Annotated in this window: 17 protein-coding genes; 2 read left to right on the top strand and 15 right to left on the bottom strand. The window is 33.8% G+C overall.

Annotated features, from left to right (window positions below):
* Positions 1–50: 50 nt before the first annotated feature.
* Entirely contained in the window at positions 51–1,046 is a 996-nt protein-coding gene (locus ACTJFD_RS09200) for a DUF7309 domain-containing protein (RefSeq protein WP_442261119.1), read from the top strand.
* A gap of 43 nt (positions 1,047–1,089) precedes the next feature.
* Here ACTJFD_RS09200 and ACTJFD_RS09195 read toward each other — a convergent pair whose 3' ends face one another.
* From ACTJFD_RS09195 to ACTJFD_RS09130, 14 genes are all read right to left on the bottom strand, one after another.
* Entirely contained in the window at positions 1,090–2,061 is a 972-nt protein-coding gene (locus tag ACTJFD_RS09195) for a tRNA dihydrouridine synthase (protein WP_442261118.1), read from the bottom strand.
* A gap of 194 nt (positions 2,062–2,255) precedes the next feature.
* A complete protein-coding gene (gene phnX / locus ACTJFD_RS09190) occupies positions 2,256–3,029 on the bottom strand; it encodes a phosphonoacetaldehyde hydrolase (RefSeq protein WP_442261116.1) in 774 nt (257 codons plus the stop codon).
* Entirely contained in the window at positions 3,026–4,123 is a 1,098-nt protein-coding gene (phnW, locus tag ACTJFD_RS09185; protein WP_442261114.1) for a 2-aminoethylphosphonate--pyruvate transaminase, read from the bottom strand. The genes phnX and phnW overlap by 4 nt, the downstream gene beginning before the upstream one ends.
* A 1-nt stretch (position 4,124) precedes the next feature.
* Complete coding sequence (locus tag ACTJFD_RS09180) at positions 4,125–5,120, bottom strand: extracellular solute-binding protein (RefSeq protein WP_442261112.1); 996 nt, start codon at positions 5,118–5,120, stop codon at positions 4,125–4,127.
* The gene (locus ACTJFD_RS09175; protein ID WP_442261110.1) at positions 5,047–6,738 is read right to left on the bottom strand and encodes an ABC transporter permease subunit; all 1,692 of its coding nucleotides are present in this window, start codon (positions 6,736–6,738) and stop codon (positions 5,047–5,049) included. The genes ACTJFD_RS09180 and ACTJFD_RS09175 overlap by 74 nt, the downstream gene beginning before the upstream one ends.
* Positions 6,735–7,502, bottom strand: a complete 768-nt coding sequence (locus ACTJFD_RS09170) for an ABC transporter ATP-binding protein (protein WP_442261109.1) — start codon at positions 7,500–7,502, stop codon at positions 6,735–6,737. The genes ACTJFD_RS09175 and ACTJFD_RS09170 overlap by 4 nt, the downstream gene beginning before the upstream one ends.
* 163 nt (positions 7,503–7,665) lie before the next feature.
* On the bottom strand, positions 7,666–8,154 hold the full coding sequence (locus tag ACTJFD_RS09165) for a hypothetical protein (RefSeq protein ID WP_442261108.1): 489 nt from the start codon (positions 8,152–8,154) through the stop codon (positions 7,666–7,668).
* A gap of 18 nt (positions 8,155–8,172) precedes the next feature.
* Complete coding sequence (gene dgoD, locus ACTJFD_RS09160; protein ID WP_442261107.1) at positions 8,173–9,321, bottom strand: galactonate dehydratase; 1,149 nt, start codon at positions 9,319–9,321, stop codon at positions 8,173–8,175.
* 20 nt (positions 9,322–9,341) lie between these two features.
* Positions 9,342–10,700 (bottom strand): PTS galactitol transporter subunit IIC, encoded by a 1,359-nt coding sequence (locus ACTJFD_RS09155; RefSeq protein WP_442261106.1) that lies wholly within the window; start codon positions 10,698–10,700, stop codon positions 9,342–9,344.
* Positions 10,701–10,734: 34 nt separating this feature from the next.
* On the bottom strand, positions 10,735–11,013 hold the full coding sequence (locus tag ACTJFD_RS09150) for a PTS sugar transporter subunit IIB (protein WP_442261105.1): 279 nt from the start codon (positions 11,011–11,013) through the stop codon (positions 10,735–10,737).
* 18 nt (positions 11,014–11,031) lie between these two features.
* Positions 11,032–11,490, bottom strand: a complete 459-nt coding sequence (locus tag ACTJFD_RS09145; protein WP_442261104.1) for a PTS sugar transporter subunit IIA — start codon at positions 11,488–11,490, stop codon at positions 11,032–11,034.
* Between the two features lie 11 nt (positions 11,491–11,501).
* Positions 11,502–12,119 (bottom strand): bifunctional 4-hydroxy-2-oxoglutarate aldolase/2-dehydro-3-deoxy-phosphogluconate aldolase, encoded by a 618-nt coding sequence (locus ACTJFD_RS09140; RefSeq protein WP_442261102.1) that lies wholly within the window; start codon positions 12,117–12,119, stop codon positions 11,502–11,504.
* Between the two features lie 12 nt (positions 12,120–12,131).
* Positions 12,132–14,183, bottom strand: coding sequence for a BglG family transcription antiterminator (locus tag ACTJFD_RS09135; protein ID WP_442261100.1), 2,052 nt, complete (start codon positions 14,181–14,183; stop codon positions 12,132–12,134).
* A 219-nt stretch (positions 14,184–14,402) separates the two neighbouring features.
* Positions 14,403–14,528 (bottom strand): hypothetical protein, encoded by a 126-nt coding sequence (locus ACTJFD_RS09130; protein WP_442261098.1) that lies wholly within the window; start codon positions 14,526–14,528, stop codon positions 14,403–14,405.
* 310 nt (positions 14,529–14,838) lie between these two features.
* Between ACTJFD_RS09130 and ACTJFD_RS09125 the strand changes: the two genes are divergently transcribed.
* Positions 14,839–16,497, top strand: a complete 1,659-nt coding sequence (locus tag ACTJFD_RS09125; RefSeq protein WP_442261097.1) for an IS1182 family transposase — start codon at positions 14,839–14,841, stop codon at positions 16,495–16,497.
* Positions 16,498–16,703: 206 nt separating this feature from the next.
* Here the strand turns inward: ACTJFD_RS09125 and ACTJFD_RS09120 are convergent, their stop codons facing one another.
* On the bottom strand, positions 16,704–17,345 hold the full coding sequence (locus ACTJFD_RS09120; protein WP_442261095.1) for a hypothetical protein: 642 nt from the start codon (positions 17,343–17,345) through the stop codon (positions 16,704–16,706).
* Positions 17,346–17,600: the final 255 nt, after the last annotated feature.

Genomic DNA, 17,600 nt, shown 5'->3' with positions numbered 1-17,600 from the left:
TCTTTTATGTTACACTTAAAGAAACATAAAAAATATAATGTGAGGTCACTATGGACACAAACCAAATTAAAAACTGGCATCGCCTTTTCGATGTCAGCCAAAAAATAAATCAAATAAAACCGTGGAATTTCCTTAATGAAGAACAACTCTTAGTTCTCCAACTAGAAAATAGAGAGATCCCCGTCATCGTCAGTATCATTGGCTCTAATCAACACTGTTTCGGCCTTGTCCTCTTTCATACACCTCGTTCTCAAAAAATGATATCAAATCTTATGTTTGAGACAATTGATATCATTGACCCAATGTCTTATGAGGTTGCCATGCAAGAATCACTGACTTGCTACTTTAGTAATCGCGATGAACTAGATAAAGAAGACTATAAATTAGTTAAAGAATTAGGTTACTCTTTCCGTGGAAAACACCAATGGCTCCAATTTGTTGCCATGTCTGTTGGCCTTGTTCCACAGCAACTTTCGCCTGAAGAAGTCATCTTGTTTGCTGATTGTTTAGAATTACTCTATCCTGTTCTTTCTGAAATTACTCATAAAGAAAGCGATATGTCTGAAGTTCAAACACTGACTATCTCGCAAGAGAAAATGGAGACCTCTCAACTTCCTTATCCACTTTATGAAATAAACCGTTTGAAAAAAGAACCGTTTAAAAATGAACTGATGATTAAAAACCTCAAAAAACAACCAATGACTAACTTAGAATTAGATTTTACTTATATTTATACAAATCAGATTGATGAAGTGGATGAGATTGATGAAGTGCTAGCTTTAATTCTTGGTGTTGATAAAGCGAATGGTGATTCTTTAATCACTAACTTTGCCCTCGGTAATCATCCCATTGTTCCCATTGTTTTTGAAGATCTCAAAGAATTAATTATTAATATAGGGCGCCCTAAAAAAATAAATGTTCGTCTAGAAGAACTCTTTTATCAACTGGCTGATTTTTGTGATCAATTAGAGATCGAGTTGGTTCTCGAACCTGATTTAGAAAAGCTAGAAGAGGTTTGCGTTGACTTTATTGAACTCTTTCTTTAATTCGAATCAAAAACACTTCCTCTTTTTTAGAGAAAGTGTTTTTTTATTTTTCTTGGAAAAAAGCAGTCAAAATTTCACGAACCTCTGCCGTTGATTTTGTATTCATCAATTGTACACGTAAATCACTAGCTCCTGGAAAACCCTTCACATAAATCTTGAAGAAACGATGTAACCCCACAATTGAACGTGGCACATGTTCCGTATATTTTTCTTGTAAATCCAACTGTAATTGTAGTAAACCAAGTAGTTCTTCCGTTGAATGTTCACGTGGTTCTTTTTCAAAAGCATACGGATTTTTAAAAATGCCTCGACCTATCATAATACCATCAACACCATATTTTTGAGCTAACTCCAGACCCATTTGGCGATCCAAAATATCACCATTAATCGTAATTAAGGTCTCTGGGGCAACTCGGTCGCGAATCGCTAAAACATCTGGAATCAAATCCCAATGTGCTGCCACTTTACTCATTTCTTCTCGTGTTCGTAAATGAATAGAAAGATTAGCAATACCTTGTTGTAAGAGGTGTGTCAACCAAGGTTCCATTTCGGCCACATCTTTAAAACCCAGACGTGTCTTAACACTCACTGGTAAACCGCCTGTTTTCGCAGCTTGAATTAATTCCGCTGCCACTTCAGGACGTAATATCAAACCACTTCCTTTACCACGATCTGCCACATTAGGAACTGGACATCCCATATTTAAATCAATTCCCTTAAAGCCCATTTCAGCTAAACCAAGACTCATTTTTTTAAAAAACTCTGGGTTATCCCCCCAAATATGAGCGACAATTGGCTGTTCATCATCCGTGAAGATTAACCGTCCACGCACACTCTCAATCCCATCTGGGTGACAATAACTATCCGAATTGGTAAATTCAGTAAAAAAGACATCGGGTGCACCAGCTGTCTTCACAACGTGACGGAAAACGACATCAGTCACATCTTCCATTGGTGCTAAAATAAAAAAAGGCTTCGGTAACGCTGCCCAAAAATTTTCTGTTTCTTCTGTCATACTTTTATTCTCCATTTCCCTTAGTGTCTGACGACATTTCAAAATGCATAGTCATTATACTAATTATCCGTGTCTGACGCAAAGGGAAAGTTTTCGAGAACTTTTTCCATTTTAAATTTTATTTTTCTATAAATTTTGTTTAGTAACTTCAAAAAAACACTCTCTCTTAGAAAGTGCTTCTTCTTTTTCATTCTTTAATTCATTCCTCTTATCACTTCGGGTAACTCAGCTAACGTTTCAATCACTAAATCTGCCCCTGCTTCTAAATAGATTTGGCGAGCCTTTGCATATAACTCTAGTCTTTCTTCCTTAGAAAGTTCTTGCTGTTCCTGTAAAGATACCCCTACTAATGAGCTACCTTCAAGTAAACCAATGGTATAAATACCCGCATTTTTACCTTCTTCAATATCGGAAATCGTATCGCCAACTTTGATGACTTCTTCGATTGTTTGAATGGAAAAATGTTCCATAATCTTAAATAACATGTAAGGATACGGACGTCCAAATCCTTGAACCTTATCGGGCGTCATAATAATATCTGGCGAATACCCTTGATGTTCTGCAACGCCTTTAACGACTTTCATCATCTCACTTGTATAGCCTGTGGTACTTCCAATCTTAAGACCCATTTGCCTTAACTCATCGACAACCAGGGTCGTCCCTGATTTCACATCGGAATAATTTGCTAAAGTTTGCATAATCACTTCTTCAAAAGTGGCATAAATTCGTTCGATATCTCGTGTGGTTGGTTCCTGTTGATATAATGCCAACCACTGTTTTTTTATTCTTGGCATCGCAAGCATTGTTAAAATATGATCGCGTTTTTTCATCCCCATCGGTTGGCGTATTTCTTCTTTTAACACATCCAAACCTTCTTTTTTAAAGGCTTGATTAAAAGCGTCAACAGGTGCCATACAACCAAAATCAACCGTTGTCCCTGCCCAATCTAAAACGACCGTTGTTATCATTTTTGTAACTCCTCCATGTATTCTTTAATCAAGTCACTGACTTTCAACATATCTTCTGGATAAATCGCACCAATATTTCCAATTCTAAAACAAGTAGCATCACTCACTTTACCAGGATAAATGGCATACCCTTTTTCTTTCAGGTAGGTATAAAACCTAGAAAAACAAAAGGAAGACACTTCTGGATAATAAAAAGCGGTAATAAATGGCCCTTGGTGCTCTTTCAAGTACGCCTCAAAACCAATCGCTTGCATTTCATTACGTAGTATTTGATTATTCATTTGATAACGCTCGTGACGAACCGCTACCCCTCCTTCTGCTATCAATTCGACCAAGGCTTGATTAAAAGCTAAAACCGTGTGGGTTGGCGATGTAAACCGCCATTTTCCATCGATTTCCATCGCTTGAAACTGATCGTACAAATCCAAACTAATCGTTCGAGCTTTTCCTCGACTTTGTGCCAATGCCTTTCGCGAACAAATCACAAAACCAAATCCTGGTACACCTTCGATGCACTTGTTAGCACTTGAGATTAAAAAATCAATACCTAACGCTGCTACCTCAATCGGAATGCCACCAAAGCTCGACATCGCATCCACAATAAAGACCAATTCCTGTTCTTTCGCAATTTCGGCTAACTCTTCAAGTGGATTTAAAATTCCAGTGGTGGTTTCATTATGAACAACGGCTAGCATATTGAGCGCTGAATCTTCGGCTAATAACTGCCGAATCCGTTGTCCTTGTGGAACTTCATTTTCAGCACATTGATAAACCGTATGTGCAATTTGATAACGCTTCGCCATCTGAGCAATCCTCTCACCGTATGCTCCATTCGTACAAATCAATAATTTATCCTGAGGACCTACCACTGAACTGATGACAGACTCGACACAAAAACTGCCGCTTCCTTGCATTAAAACACTAGTATAATCTTTTTCTGATACTTGCGCTAAATTCAAAAGTTGCTGACGAATCGTTTGGGTAATTTGCTTATAGTCGTCATCCCACGTGCAATGATCCACCAACATCGCTTGTTTAACCGTAGTAGTCGTTGTCAAAGGACCTGGCGTCAATAATTTATAATCTTGTTTCATCTTAATTTCCTTTCGCTTGCTCAACTAATTTTTGGTGTTCTTGTAACAACTCTGGCGTTAATGGCTGACTGAAGGCTTTCACTTGACTGGCTACTTGAAGACCAGTCATTGATTCTCCTTCGTACAATGCGTTTGGGTAAATTTTTAATATTTCGGGACGTGCTTTAGTTAAAATAAGAGCTAACATTTTTTCAGCTTCGGGATTCGTTTTATCGCCTTTATCAATCACAGAGAGAGATTCTGTGAGAGTAAACGTTCCTTCTGTCGGCTCAACATAATCAATAGGTAATCCTTCCTTTTGATCTTTAATCGCCTGATGTCTTAAACCAAAACCAATGGCAACTTCCCCCACTCGAACTTTTTTCAAAGGACCCGAACCAGAATCTTCAACATGTGCACCCGCATTGGCATAAATACCTTTCAATATCGTTCGTGCTTCTGCTTCACCGTAAGTATCTAGTAAAGCCTGTACAAACAACCAGGCGGTCGATGATGAATTAATATCTGGAATGGACAGTTGACCTTTGTATTCCGGCTGTGCTAAATCTTTAAAGCTTTTTGGGGTGGTTAATTTAGCTTCTTTTAACGCTGCCGTATTATAAAAAATAACTCCTTCTTGAACCGTCATTGGGTACGCATATGGGGAGGTTTCTTGCAGCGCTTTAACTTCTGGTGTTACCTCTTTAAATAATTGATTCTTCGCTTGTGCACCCTCACTATAAAACGTACTCATCGTTATCAAATCGGCTTCGATTTTGTTCCCTTCTGCAAGTAATTTACCCCCAAGTTCTGAAGTCCCGAGTGATTGTAAAATATACTTATTTTTATAACCATTATTATCTAATGTTTTTTCGATCACCTTCGCTGGTTCCTCGTCAGCATTCGTATAAATAACCACTTTCTCACTTTTGGCTTGTCCTTGACTACATGCTCCGAAAAGTGCGACTAAACCGATCATTGACAGCCCTGATAAAATTTTTTTTAACCCTTTTTTCATTTGTTTGAATTCTCCTTATCCATGTTTGAATGATTAAACGCATACTCAAATTAATGAGTAATAACAAAAGCGATAGAATAAAAATATCCGTAAAACGACCAAAATGTTGAAGCTCTTTAATCTTTGTAGTCATAACCATTGTGTTCGCACTTGTTAGAAAAACAACAGCACTTATTGTCACCATTGCATTTGTAAAATAATAGCTAAACATCTCTAAAATCGTGACTTTTGAATTAGGAATAACAACTCGCCATAACGTATCTTGCCAACGATCTCCCATCATTTTCCCTGTGTTTTCCCAATTTTTATTCATTTTTTGTAAAGCGCTTTTCGCCATTTGATACGGTGTTGAAAAATAATGAATGACATTAACAGCGACGAGTATTAAAAAAGTGTTATGAACTAAAGTTCCTCGAAAAACCAACAAATAACTAATCCCCAAAACCATCCCAGGTATAGAATTCGTTATCATGGAAAAATGATCAATCCACTTCAGTACTTGATTTTTGTGTGAGGAACGTGCTGTTAAAACCGCTGCAAGATAAGCAAAAAGAGTGCCAACGACTGCGGTCAGAAAACCAACAAAAACACCATTTCTTAAAGTTAATAAAAGTGTAGGTTCTGCAAAAAAATTCAAAAAATGCGTCAACGTTATGTTTAATTGATAAGGCCACATTTCAAGAAATGGAATGACCAACATAATAGCGAAGATCGCTATTAAGGTTAAAGAGATCATTAAAAACAGCCCCATAAACAAGCCATCACGCCAACGATTTTTACGCACCGTCATTAAACTTTTCTGATCATAGAACGTATCTTTCTTTTGAAGATGACGTAGCAATAAAATACTGAGGACAGAAGGTAACAACATCGTCAAAGCAATCACCGCTCCTCGTGAAAAATCAGGAACAGCCCCCATAAAATAATCATATAAAAGCGTTGTAACAAAGATATTCTGACCACCAACTGCTGTTGGTATACCAAAATCAGTAAAGCTCATAAAAAAAGATTGAACCAAAGCTACACCGAATACCTTTGTTAAAGGTTGTAAAATAGCTGTTTTTAATCCACGCCAAAAGGAATCTTCCATTAAACGCGAAACAACCATAAAACGTTTGTCGATATATTGCATCGCATCATTCATCAATAAAAAAGTCACCGGTAAAGCATAGATGACTAACCCAATTACCACCCCGTTCATCCCATAAATCGAAAACCATTCTTTTTGGAACACTTTACTCCATAAACCTTGCTTACCAAAAGAATAAATCAAGACAAAACCATAAGTAATGGTCGGTAAAAGCATCGGTAAGACTAATAAATGATTCGTCAGACGTTTAAGTTTCGGAGGGATATCCGTAAAATTCATCCCGTAAGCTAAGAGAAAGCCCAAAAAGGTCGTCACTACCGCAACGAGTATCGAAATAGATAAACTATTACCAAAGGCCTTCAACCATTGATTATCTTGAAATAATTCATAAAATAAATGCAAAGATAACTTTCCTTCACTAACCAAAGCTTGCCAGATAATCATTAACAAGGGTAAAAATAAAAAGACTAAGAAAAATAAAATAATGACTGTTTGGAATAGCTTTTCCAAGGGAAAACGTTTAATCATACGACTTCCACAGCTTTCAAACTTCGATCAAATATCTTTTGAATATTCAAACGTTTTATTTCAAGTTGATCGACGATTAAGTGCTTCACAAATTGATTACCGACATTGCTAACAATTTCATCTGGTGTACTAAACTGGGCAACCTGACCATTATTCAGCACTAATATTTTATCTGACATTGTCAGTGCTTCTTCTGGATCATGTGTGACGATTATCGTTGTTAAATTTAATGTTTTCGCAATCGTTTTAATCCGCTCTTTAATGGATTCCTTAATCACACCATCCAATGCACTTAACGGTTCGTCTAATAATAAAACTTTCGGTTTCATAACTAAGGTGCGCCCCAACGCAACTCTTTGTTTCTGCCCTCCAGATAATTGTTGGATGGGTTTGTTTAAATGTTTCTCTAAATCAAGTAACTGAATTAACTCCTCCAATTCACTTTGATTGGTTAAGCCTTTGTTTCGTTTCAAACCATACGTTAAATTTTCATAAGCATTTAAATTTGGAAAAAGGGCATAGTCTTGGAACACAATATTAAAAGGACGATGTTCCATGTTAATCTTTGTTATTTCTTCATCATTAAAGAATAACTGACCACTTGAAACGTTTTCCAGTCCTAAAATAATATTAAGTAAGGTTGTTTTACCAGAACCAGAAGCTCCTAAAATTGAAACTACCTCACCCGTTTCAATTTCTAAACTGATGTCCTCTAATACTGCCGTTGCACCAAAACTCTTCGAAATTTTTTGTAATTTAAGCATCTTGTTCCCTCCTAATACAGCAAGATTAACAGCTCAATGTAAAATAATGACACTAAACATGTATAGAGTATGTAAATGCTTGTTAATTTTCTGTAAAGTTGAAAAACAAAGAATAACTGAAAATAAAAAAAGACACCTTTTCGCTAGAAAGTGTCTTGTCCAATTATCTTTTTAATGGATATATCACTGGTAAATTTTCTTCCAGTTCACCGATAACTACTTTTTCTATCAGCCCTAATTTTTCAAAATAAACCGTCATTTCAGCTACTGTTAAAGGGAAAACCATCGAAAACCGATTGTTTTTACGTTTATAAAAATTAACAATGACTTGATTATTTGGGAGACTTTCAATTTGAATAGACTCATAATACTGATACTCACCTGAAAGAACACCCAAACGAATCAGATGATCTTGTGCTAGTCCCTCTTTCAAAAAACCAATCGAAAGAAGAAGGATAGAAAAACAAGCTAATTTGATTTGATTATGTAACTCTGGTTGCCAAAAGACAATGAAGATAGCAACTGATAGCAGCAGCGCCAGTAAACGTTTCACCCAACTTACTCTTGCAGTTACGATTAAATTTTTTTGTTCTTTAATTTGCAATATTAATAATAGTAATAAAAAACCACTGATTACAATTGCTTCTGCCATCTTACTCATCCTTTCAAATTACCATTCAGCGATAGTACCGTCATAATGTTTCCAACTTGGATTAGTCCAGATTAAACCTTCTTGAGAAATTTCTTTTACTCGATCTTCGTCCATCTCTAATCCCAATCCTGGTTTCGATGGTAAATCAACATAACCATCTTTATATTGGAATATTTCTTTGTTTTTAACAAAATCAAGTAAATCAAAGCCTTTATTGTAGTGTATTCCTAAACTTTGTTCTTGAATAAAGACATTTGGTGTACAAGCATCTACTTGCAATGTCGCCGCTAGTGCAATCGGACCATATGGAGCATGTGGAGCTACTGCAATATCATAAGCTTCTGCCATCGCTGCTATTTTACGAGTTTCCAAAATCCCACCACAAAGGGCAACATCTGGTTGAATCACATCAATAGCACCTTGTTTAAAGATATTTTTAAACTGCCATCTAGTATACAGTCTTTCACCTGTTGCTAATGGAACTGCCACACTATTAGCAATTTCTTTAAAATATTCTTCATTTTCTGGTAAAACAACTTCTTCTAAAAACATCGGATGATAAGGTTCTAAAGCTTTAGCTAAAACTTTTGCCATTGGCTTATGTACACGCCCATGAAAATCAACGGCGATATCTAATTTATTTCCAAATTTCTCACGAATCGAAGCAACTCTTTCAACAACTTCTTCAACTTTTTCATATGAATCAATATAGTGCAGTTCTTCTGTTGCATTCATCTTAATTGCCGTAAAGCCACGATCAAAACGATCTTGTGCTTGCTCTACAACCTCATTTGGACGGTCGCCACCAATCCAAGAATAAACTTTAATTTTTTCACGAGCTGCTCCTCCCAATAATTCATAAATGGGAACACCTAACGCTTTTCCTTTAATATCCCAAAGAGCCATTTCTAATCCCGAAACAATCGTTCCGTTGATTGGGCCCCCTCTAAAGAAAGAGCGATGCATCTCTTGAAACAAACGTTCAATTTCAAAAGGGTTTTGACCTAATAAAAAGCGATTTCCTATTTCATAAGCTCCTGCAACAACCGTTTCTGTTTTTGTTCCTGAAATCATTTCTCCCCAACCATCAATACCTTCGTCAGTTGATACTTTAACAAAAATCCATCTGGGTTTTACTTTATAAACTTTAATACCTGTAATTTTCATTATCTATCCATCCTCCCAAGTTATGCTTCTTGATTAATCGTTGCATTTACATTTTTAATTTTTTCAAAGAAATACCACGCTGCTCCAAATACTGCTAATAAGATTGGAATACCAATTAATGGTTTATAGGTAAATGCAATGAAAACTAAATAACTCTGAATCATTGCTGTTGCTGCAAATGAAGAAATTAGCATTGAACTTGCACCTAAATCAATTCCTACTTTTTTAGCAATAGCAGTTAAAACTGGGGCTGTTGCTGAACCACACCATAATAATGAAGCAGTTATCGCAATCCCGATCACAATATTTTTTAATAAATTACCTCGAGTTAATGCCACAACCATCGCTACTCTGAAAGGTACTACTGCTAAGTCAGCAAAAGGAAGTACACGGTTTCCAGGTAATACAAGTGCTGTCGCAATCGTTAATGGAATAATGATTAATGCCGTTGTAATAACGTCCGGGTTTCCTACAACAACTGCTGCATCTAAACCAATAAATAAACGACGTCCTTTAAATTTTTTTTGTGACCATTTTTGAGCAGCATCTGAAATAGGCATTAGCCCTTCCATAAATAGAGAAGTCATTTTTGGAATAAGAACTAAAACAGCAGACATACTAACCCCTAACTGTAAAACTGCTTTGATATCATAACCAGCTAAAAAGCCAATTGCAATTCCAATTATTCCTCCCATAATCATTGAATCCCCGAAGAAACCAAGATATTTTTGAGCATCTTTAATCGTAAATTTAGAATTTCTAAAAAAAGGAATACGATCCAGTAACCAATTTAATGGCCACGCAATGACTAATGAAGATAACGCTGAAACTGTTGGCAATGAAACTCCTGGAACACCAAAGAAATCTTCCACCATTGGTTGAGACCAATCTGCTAATTTGAACGTAATCACAGCCATAATAATAGAAGACCCAACGCCCAAGAATACATTGTCAGTTACAAAGAAAACCATTACTCCTACAATTGCCATATGATGATAATTCCAAATATCCACATCTAATGTATTGGTCCATTTCAAAACTAATAATATAATATTGACTAATAAAATAGCGAAAATTAAAATAGCAATAATTGGAGATGCCCACGTTACTGCGGCAATCGATCCCCATCCTACATCTAAAGCATCTAACTGAACACCTGTCCGTTCAACCATCGCTTTTGCTGCTGGCCCTACATTAGTTGTCATAAAATCTAAAATTAATTTAATTCCGGCAAAACCAATTCCTAATGTTAAACCTGACTTAAAAGATTGAGAAATTTTCAATCCAAAAATCATCCCTATAATCGTTATAATGACTGGTAACATAACTGTTGGTCCAGCATCGATAAAGAAGTTAAATACCCCCATGATGTAACTCATCATCTTATCCTCCTAATTTTTATTGCGATTATTATCATTTTAAATGACTTAATATTTCTTCCATTGTTTGCTCTGCGCCAATTCCTGTTAAAATTGACATTCCTTTGACAACAGGTACATCACCTGTTTGTCCTTCAAACTGACCTGTCGTTACTAACAAATCATAATTTGCAACTTTACTAGGTACTTCCATTAATTTTGTTTGTGTTGTTTCTACATCGACACCTTGTTCTGTTAAGTACCCTTTGACCTTAGATGCTACTACCGTTGATGTTGCAATTCCATTACCACACGCGATTAAAATTCTTTTCATTATTAATTCCTCCTATTTTTAGGCAACTGCCTTTTTTAATAAATTTAATAATTCTGTATCAGTTATTGCATCCACCATTTCTTGACGCAATTCTTCATTTTGAATAATTCCTACAATTTTTTGTAACATTTCGACTTGACCATGAGGTTCACCAATAGCCATCATGATAACAATTTGAACCGGCAATGTTTCTTGATTGTTTTCCATATTATGAAAAGGAACTGCCTTCGCTAAGGTTGCAATAGCTAATGTTGTTTGATCTACTAGTTCATAATTAGCATGTGGAATAGCTACACCTGGCTCTGCTGAAGGTAATCCAGTTGGATATTCTTTTTCTCTTTTTTGGATTGCAGTAATATATTCTTCCTTTACATATTTTTTTTCATAAAGTTGTTTCGCTAAAAAGTTTAAAATCTCTTCATCTGTCTCTACTTCAACATTACGAAAAACCAATTCTTCGTTTAAAAGTAATTCCATTACTTTTCCTCCTATACGGCAGCCAACACATTTTGCAGTGACTGTTTTAAATTTTTGATTTCTAAATTTTGAATATCTTCTACATTAAATATTCCAGATCCCATACCAAGATAGCTTGCTCCATTTGCAAAAAACTCTTGGCTGTTTAAAGATGAAATACCACCGACACCCATAAGAGGTAATTGACCTAATGGCGCTTGAATATCTTTAAAAAACCTTGGTGTGACTACACTAGCTGGGAAAATCTTTACAATATCTGCACCCAATGAAAACATCTCATTAACCTCACTTGGGGTCATTGCAGCTGGTACAGAAATAACGCCTTTCCTTTTAGCTAACTCAAGCATTGATGCTGTAAATACATGTGGTCCTAATAAAAATTTTGCACCTGCTTTAATAGCTTCTTCTGCATCTTTTAACGTACGAACAGTGCCAGCACCTATATAAATACGCTTACCAAATTTATTATTTAATTTTTCGATATGTTCAATTGCATTTGGTGTGTTCAATGTCATTTCAACTGCAAATTTATCTTCCATACCTTCCATTGCCAATAAAATTGCTTCCGCTTGTTCATAAGTATAGCCACGCATAATAATCGTGAATTTCGGATAGTCTTCTAACTTCATCTCGCTTCCCCCTTATGTATTTTGTCTAATAATTTGATAAACACGTTTTACATCTTTTTCTTGCAGTAATTCAGTTAATAATAAGTCATTATTACTAATATCTGCTATCTGATTCACTGCTCTTAAATGGCGAGTTAAATCATAAAAAGATAATGGATAAATGAAATGAACTTTATTACCATTTGGAAAAATAATTGGTTTTTTAGAAATAAGTAAACTCACGCCATCTCGAAGAACGCCATGTTCAATCGTTGTATGAGGAATACTTGTTTTTAGACCAAAATATCCCGTATAGCTATCTGTCTCAATCTGTTTTTTACAGTCTTCACTAAACTCTTGATTGATAATTTGATTATCTAACAATGGTTTACATGCGATTTCTAACGCTTGTTTCCAAGTGTATTCTTTATCTGTAATTGTAATATAATCTGGTTTTAGATAATTTGTTAAAGGTGGTAACGTTTTAAAATTTTCCAATGGTGAATCTTGTTTTTCTCTTAATAGAAAATATTCCAATTCATCTCGTAAATCTTTTACTTTATGAATTGTTGTGTATTTTCGAATAAGTGCTAATAATTCATCTGCAGAGGTACCAATATCATTTATCCCTAATTCCTTTAACACTCGATACCTTAGTCTAATTTGTTCCTTATAAGTCATAATAGGATCCACAATAAATTGAATAATTTCACTTTTTAACGCTGTCGTCGTAAAAACCAAATCATAATCAGAAGCAAACGTATAAAATTCTCTAACAGATAAAGAAGATAAAAAATGAATTTCTGGAAATAGTTTCTTTAAATTTTCGCGCATCAATTTTGAAACAATAATTCCATTCTCACAAACCACAACGGCTCGTGGTTTCTGACTATCACCGTTGCTTGCACTAGTCAATTGAAAACCAAAATAATAAGAAAGTAGTTCTAACTCATCATTAGGAAAAGCTTTTCCTAACCAGTTTTCAGTAGGTACTACTAACTCTTTCATCAACTCATTTAAAATGCCGTGATTACTATCTTTAATTAAACTATCTAGTGAATAAATACCTAAACTTAAACTATGCTTTATTCGAAAACAAGCAGGTCTTAAATGGCTTAAAATGCGTCGTTCAAAATTTTCACGATTTTCAATAACAATCAACGTTTGCTTTTGAAAGTTATCAACCATCTTTTGAATCAATCTTTTTAGTTCCGCATCTGAGTCATACTCTTGAGTTGTTTTCCGTTCAAAAACATTAGAAGTTAAGAATAATAAAGCAATCCATTCAAGATAATCTTGATTGATCGACCATGGACGATCTTGAATTAAAACATTTAAAAATTTATACTCTGGTGTCATCTGGACATTACCTTTAAAAAAACCAGATACCTTACTTGAATTTTTTAAGGCTCTCTGTAAGACAAAACGAACCGCCGACTGTAAATAATCAATCGATTCATCTGAATAACTTACATGAAGCATTTGCTCCATTCCATGAATTAAATGAATAGTCTCTTTCTCAGAAACTAAAGAAACGAGCTGTTCTTTCAGTGATTCATTCCTAAAAAACTTATGCTGCTTAACCAAATCAGACAAAACCTGTAAAATTTTATGTTCATTCCCTTTTAACTGATAACCTTGTTGTCGATTATAATCAACAGACAGATTATATTTCTGAACCAACCACTCAATACGTTTAAAATCCTCTAAAATAGTATTTTTACTTACGCCTAGAACATCTGTCAGGTGATCTAAACTAACATAATCCAAATTAGTAATTAAAAATGCCAATAGCAACGCTGCTCGTTCACTTTCAGAAAATACCGTTTCTATCACAAGTAATTCACTAGAGTGACAATTTGTATCGTTCGCGATTATTCTAACCACTTCTAATGGGATTTGAAAATCTCCAGTGTGATTACGAATAATTTGAGGTATTTCTTTATGCGCTAATTCTTCATTAAATTGATTAATTGAATAATTAATCTGTCGTCTCGTTAACCCTAATTCATTAGTTAATTCTGCCATTTTTATCTCAGGGTTTTTTATCAAAAGTACAAGAATATTTCGGATCCGTTCATTCATGCTATCTCCTCCTGATGTATTCATTATAATTCTTTTTTTCCCCTATCTCTTTTTTTTAACTTTAATTTTTGTCACAGTAACCGTTACCAATTGTCACAGTCTTGAAAAAATATTCTGTTGAAACTATTTATTTTTTTAACAAAAAAACACTTCCCAAAGGAAAGCGTCTTAGAGTAATCTGTTTTTAACATTTTTCTGACTTTTATTTTATAATCAAGCCTAATTAAAAATCTTTGGTCCTTTACGCATATTTCTACGATCATTTTTAGGTGCATCCATTTTTTTCACTCGACCACCTGATTGTTTATTTTTAATGATCTCTAACATTTTTTCTTTTGCATTCATCTCTCTCGCCACCTTCACTAATAACCTTTATAACTTTAACATACTATTCTTAAATAACAGCATTTTTTTAATAAAAAAAACACACAAATAAACGCTTCAAACCACGTCATTGGACAGTGAACTGGACGGATGGATGGAAATTTACTATAGAACCATTTTAATCAATAAAAAAGAGGCTGACCCAAAAGTCTCTTGAATAAACACAAAAGGAACAAAATCTTTTTTGATTTTGTTCCTTTTTTTGACGAAAAAAATAGCACTTTCCTTTATAATTAAAGTATCCACACAAAAATTAAAAGGAGTGCTATTCATGTATAAAAATTATAACACGAAACAGATGACTTTATCATTAAATCTAGAAGTTTATTTAGAAGAGAACGATATCGCTTTTGCGATTGATGAATTAATTGAAAGTATCCCTGATAATATTTTTTCATCTTTTGAGCATAAAATGGGAACATCGTCATATCATCCAAGAATGATGATGAAACTTATTTTGTGTGGCTATACTCAATCTGTTTTTTCAGGTAGAAAAATTGAAGCTATGTCGAAAGATAGTATTCGTGCGATGTGGCTAACTCAAAATCAGTTTCCAAACTTCAGAACAATTAATCGTTTTAGAGTGAACCCTTTGGTTCAGCCAATACTTCAAGAATGTTTTGTTCAATTTAGAACTCAGCTTGTTTTCCAACAGTTGATTGATGAAGATGCTATATTTATTGATGGAACAAAGTTAGAGGCTAATGCAAATAAATATACATTTGTTTGGAAAAAGAGTACACAACGATATGAAGAATCATTAAGGAAAAAATCAAAAGCTTATTATCAGCAGTTAGTAAAAGAACAAATTATACCTTCTATTTGTTCAGAAGATGAAGAACTAGATAATGAACAGTTAGATCAAATCATTAATAATTTAGAGGAAAAAGTAACAGATTTAAGTGAGAAGATTGAAAATAGTTCAGACACTCAAGTAAGAAAAGAACTTCGTTCAGAACGTAAAGAACCTAAAAAAGCGCTAAAGGCGTTTTCTGATTTTATCAACAGAAAAAATAGATATAAGATTCAGCATGAGATTTTTAGAAATAGAAATAGCTATTCAAAAACAGATCACGACGCAACTTTTATGAGAATGAAAGATGATCACATGATGAATGGACAATTAAAGCCCGGATATAACGTTCAAATAGCAACTAATCATCAATATGTCTTAGCTTATGAGACTTTTCCAAATCCTACGGATTTTAAAACGATGATTCCGTTCCTAAATACTATTAAAAAATCGTATTTCGACTTACCTACTTATATTGTCATAGTTTCCGGTTATGGAAGTGAAGAAAATTATCAAGCTATTTTAGATGAATTTGAACGAATACCCTTAATTACTTATACAATGTATCAAAAAGAACAAACTAAGAAATATAAACAAAATCCATTCATTCCTGACAACTGGACTTATAATGAATTAGAAGATACGTACAATTGCCCAAATAATCAAAAAGTGAAATTTAAAAATTATTCTACTCGAACAGATAAGTACGGATTTAAAAGACAACTTAAAATGTATGAATGCGAATCTTGTTTAGATTGCCCAATTAGAAGTTTGTGTACTCGTGCAAAAAGCAATAAAAATCGAGTGATTCAAAAAAATGGAAACTGGGAATACTTTAAGGCTCACGTAAGGGAGCTATTACGAGACGACATTACAGGTAAAATTTATCGTCAGAGAAAAATAGATGTGGAACCAGCTTTCGGAAACCTGAAGGCTAATTTGGCGTTCAATCGATTATCTGTAAGAGGAAAAAATAAAGTATCACAAGAATTAGGATTTGCGTTTATGGCACTAAATTTGAGGAAACTAAGAAAGAACAGGAAGGATAAAAGACCAAAAATAAGAAAAAACAAGCATTTTGAAATGACGTTAGTCATTTTTGAATGCTTGTTTTATTTTAAGAGACTTTTGGGTTAGCCTCTTGAAATGTTGATATAGAATATATTAACGTTTTGAGAACTGACTAGCTTTACGAGCTTTTTTAAGACCTGGTTAAACAAAATTGCTTTTCATGTAAATAGATACGGTTACATATCAAGGTTTACTTAGTAAGTTTCAGAGGGCCTTTTTCATCTAAAAAAATTGAATACATTAAATACATCCTTTCTCAAAAGTAATATTTTTTACATTTTTTTCACTATAACCGTTCTATTTCCCACCAACTCACAAACATTATATTTATTTTCTATTGTTCCATTCTTATTCTCTGCTATATCTATTATAGTTAAATCTGTTATGATTTGATAACTGCCATTTATTTGAAAAACATTTACTTTTTTTAATAAAAAAATGATATTGATTGAAGCATAATTATTTTTTGTATATATATAACCTACAAATGCTAGTAATAATATATTAGAAATTAAGCTTCCAAAACTATTTATATCTAGCGACAACATTGGAATTATATAAGTAAACATATAATTTAATATATCTACATTTTCAATTTCTATAGGCTCTGCTTTAAAAATATTAAAAAATTCCTTTGGTTCATATTTTTTAGTTTTAAAGTTCTGTTCTTTTATTACCAATTGATATAATTGATATGTTAATTTTATTGATATTATTGTTACTGATAGTAACAATATCCAAAATACATTTCTACTATCTAAAATGAATAATCTTATTGAATAACACTGAAAAAACTCTTTATCCATCACTCGTTCCAGACTTAAACCAATTTGGCTAATAGACATATTTTGAATTATTAACAATATAAACAAAGGTAATAAAGACGATATATATAACTTCCATCTATATCTCATATTACATCACTCCATTTAATTTTCAGTTATATTACCTAGCATGAATGTTTTCCCATACGCATCTATCAAGAGGTTTAATAAAGAAATAATTTGTTGATCATTATTTTTATCTATTACTATTTGATTTGAACTATTTAATTCAAGTTCCAAATTAACTTCTGATTTTGCTGTATTAAAATTCTCTTTAAAAGTTTCTATCTCTTGAATAGGTTACACTTAGTTGAACAAAAAAGATAAGGTGTCTATACTTAATAA

The sequence above is a fragment of the Vagococcus sp. genome, assembly GCF_052102835.1.
Lineage (GTDB): Bacteria > Bacillota > Bacilli > Lactobacillales > Vagococcaceae > Vagococcus.
Note: the sequence above shows the minus strand (reverse complement) of the source record. Positions and strands in the feature narration are given on the sequence as shown.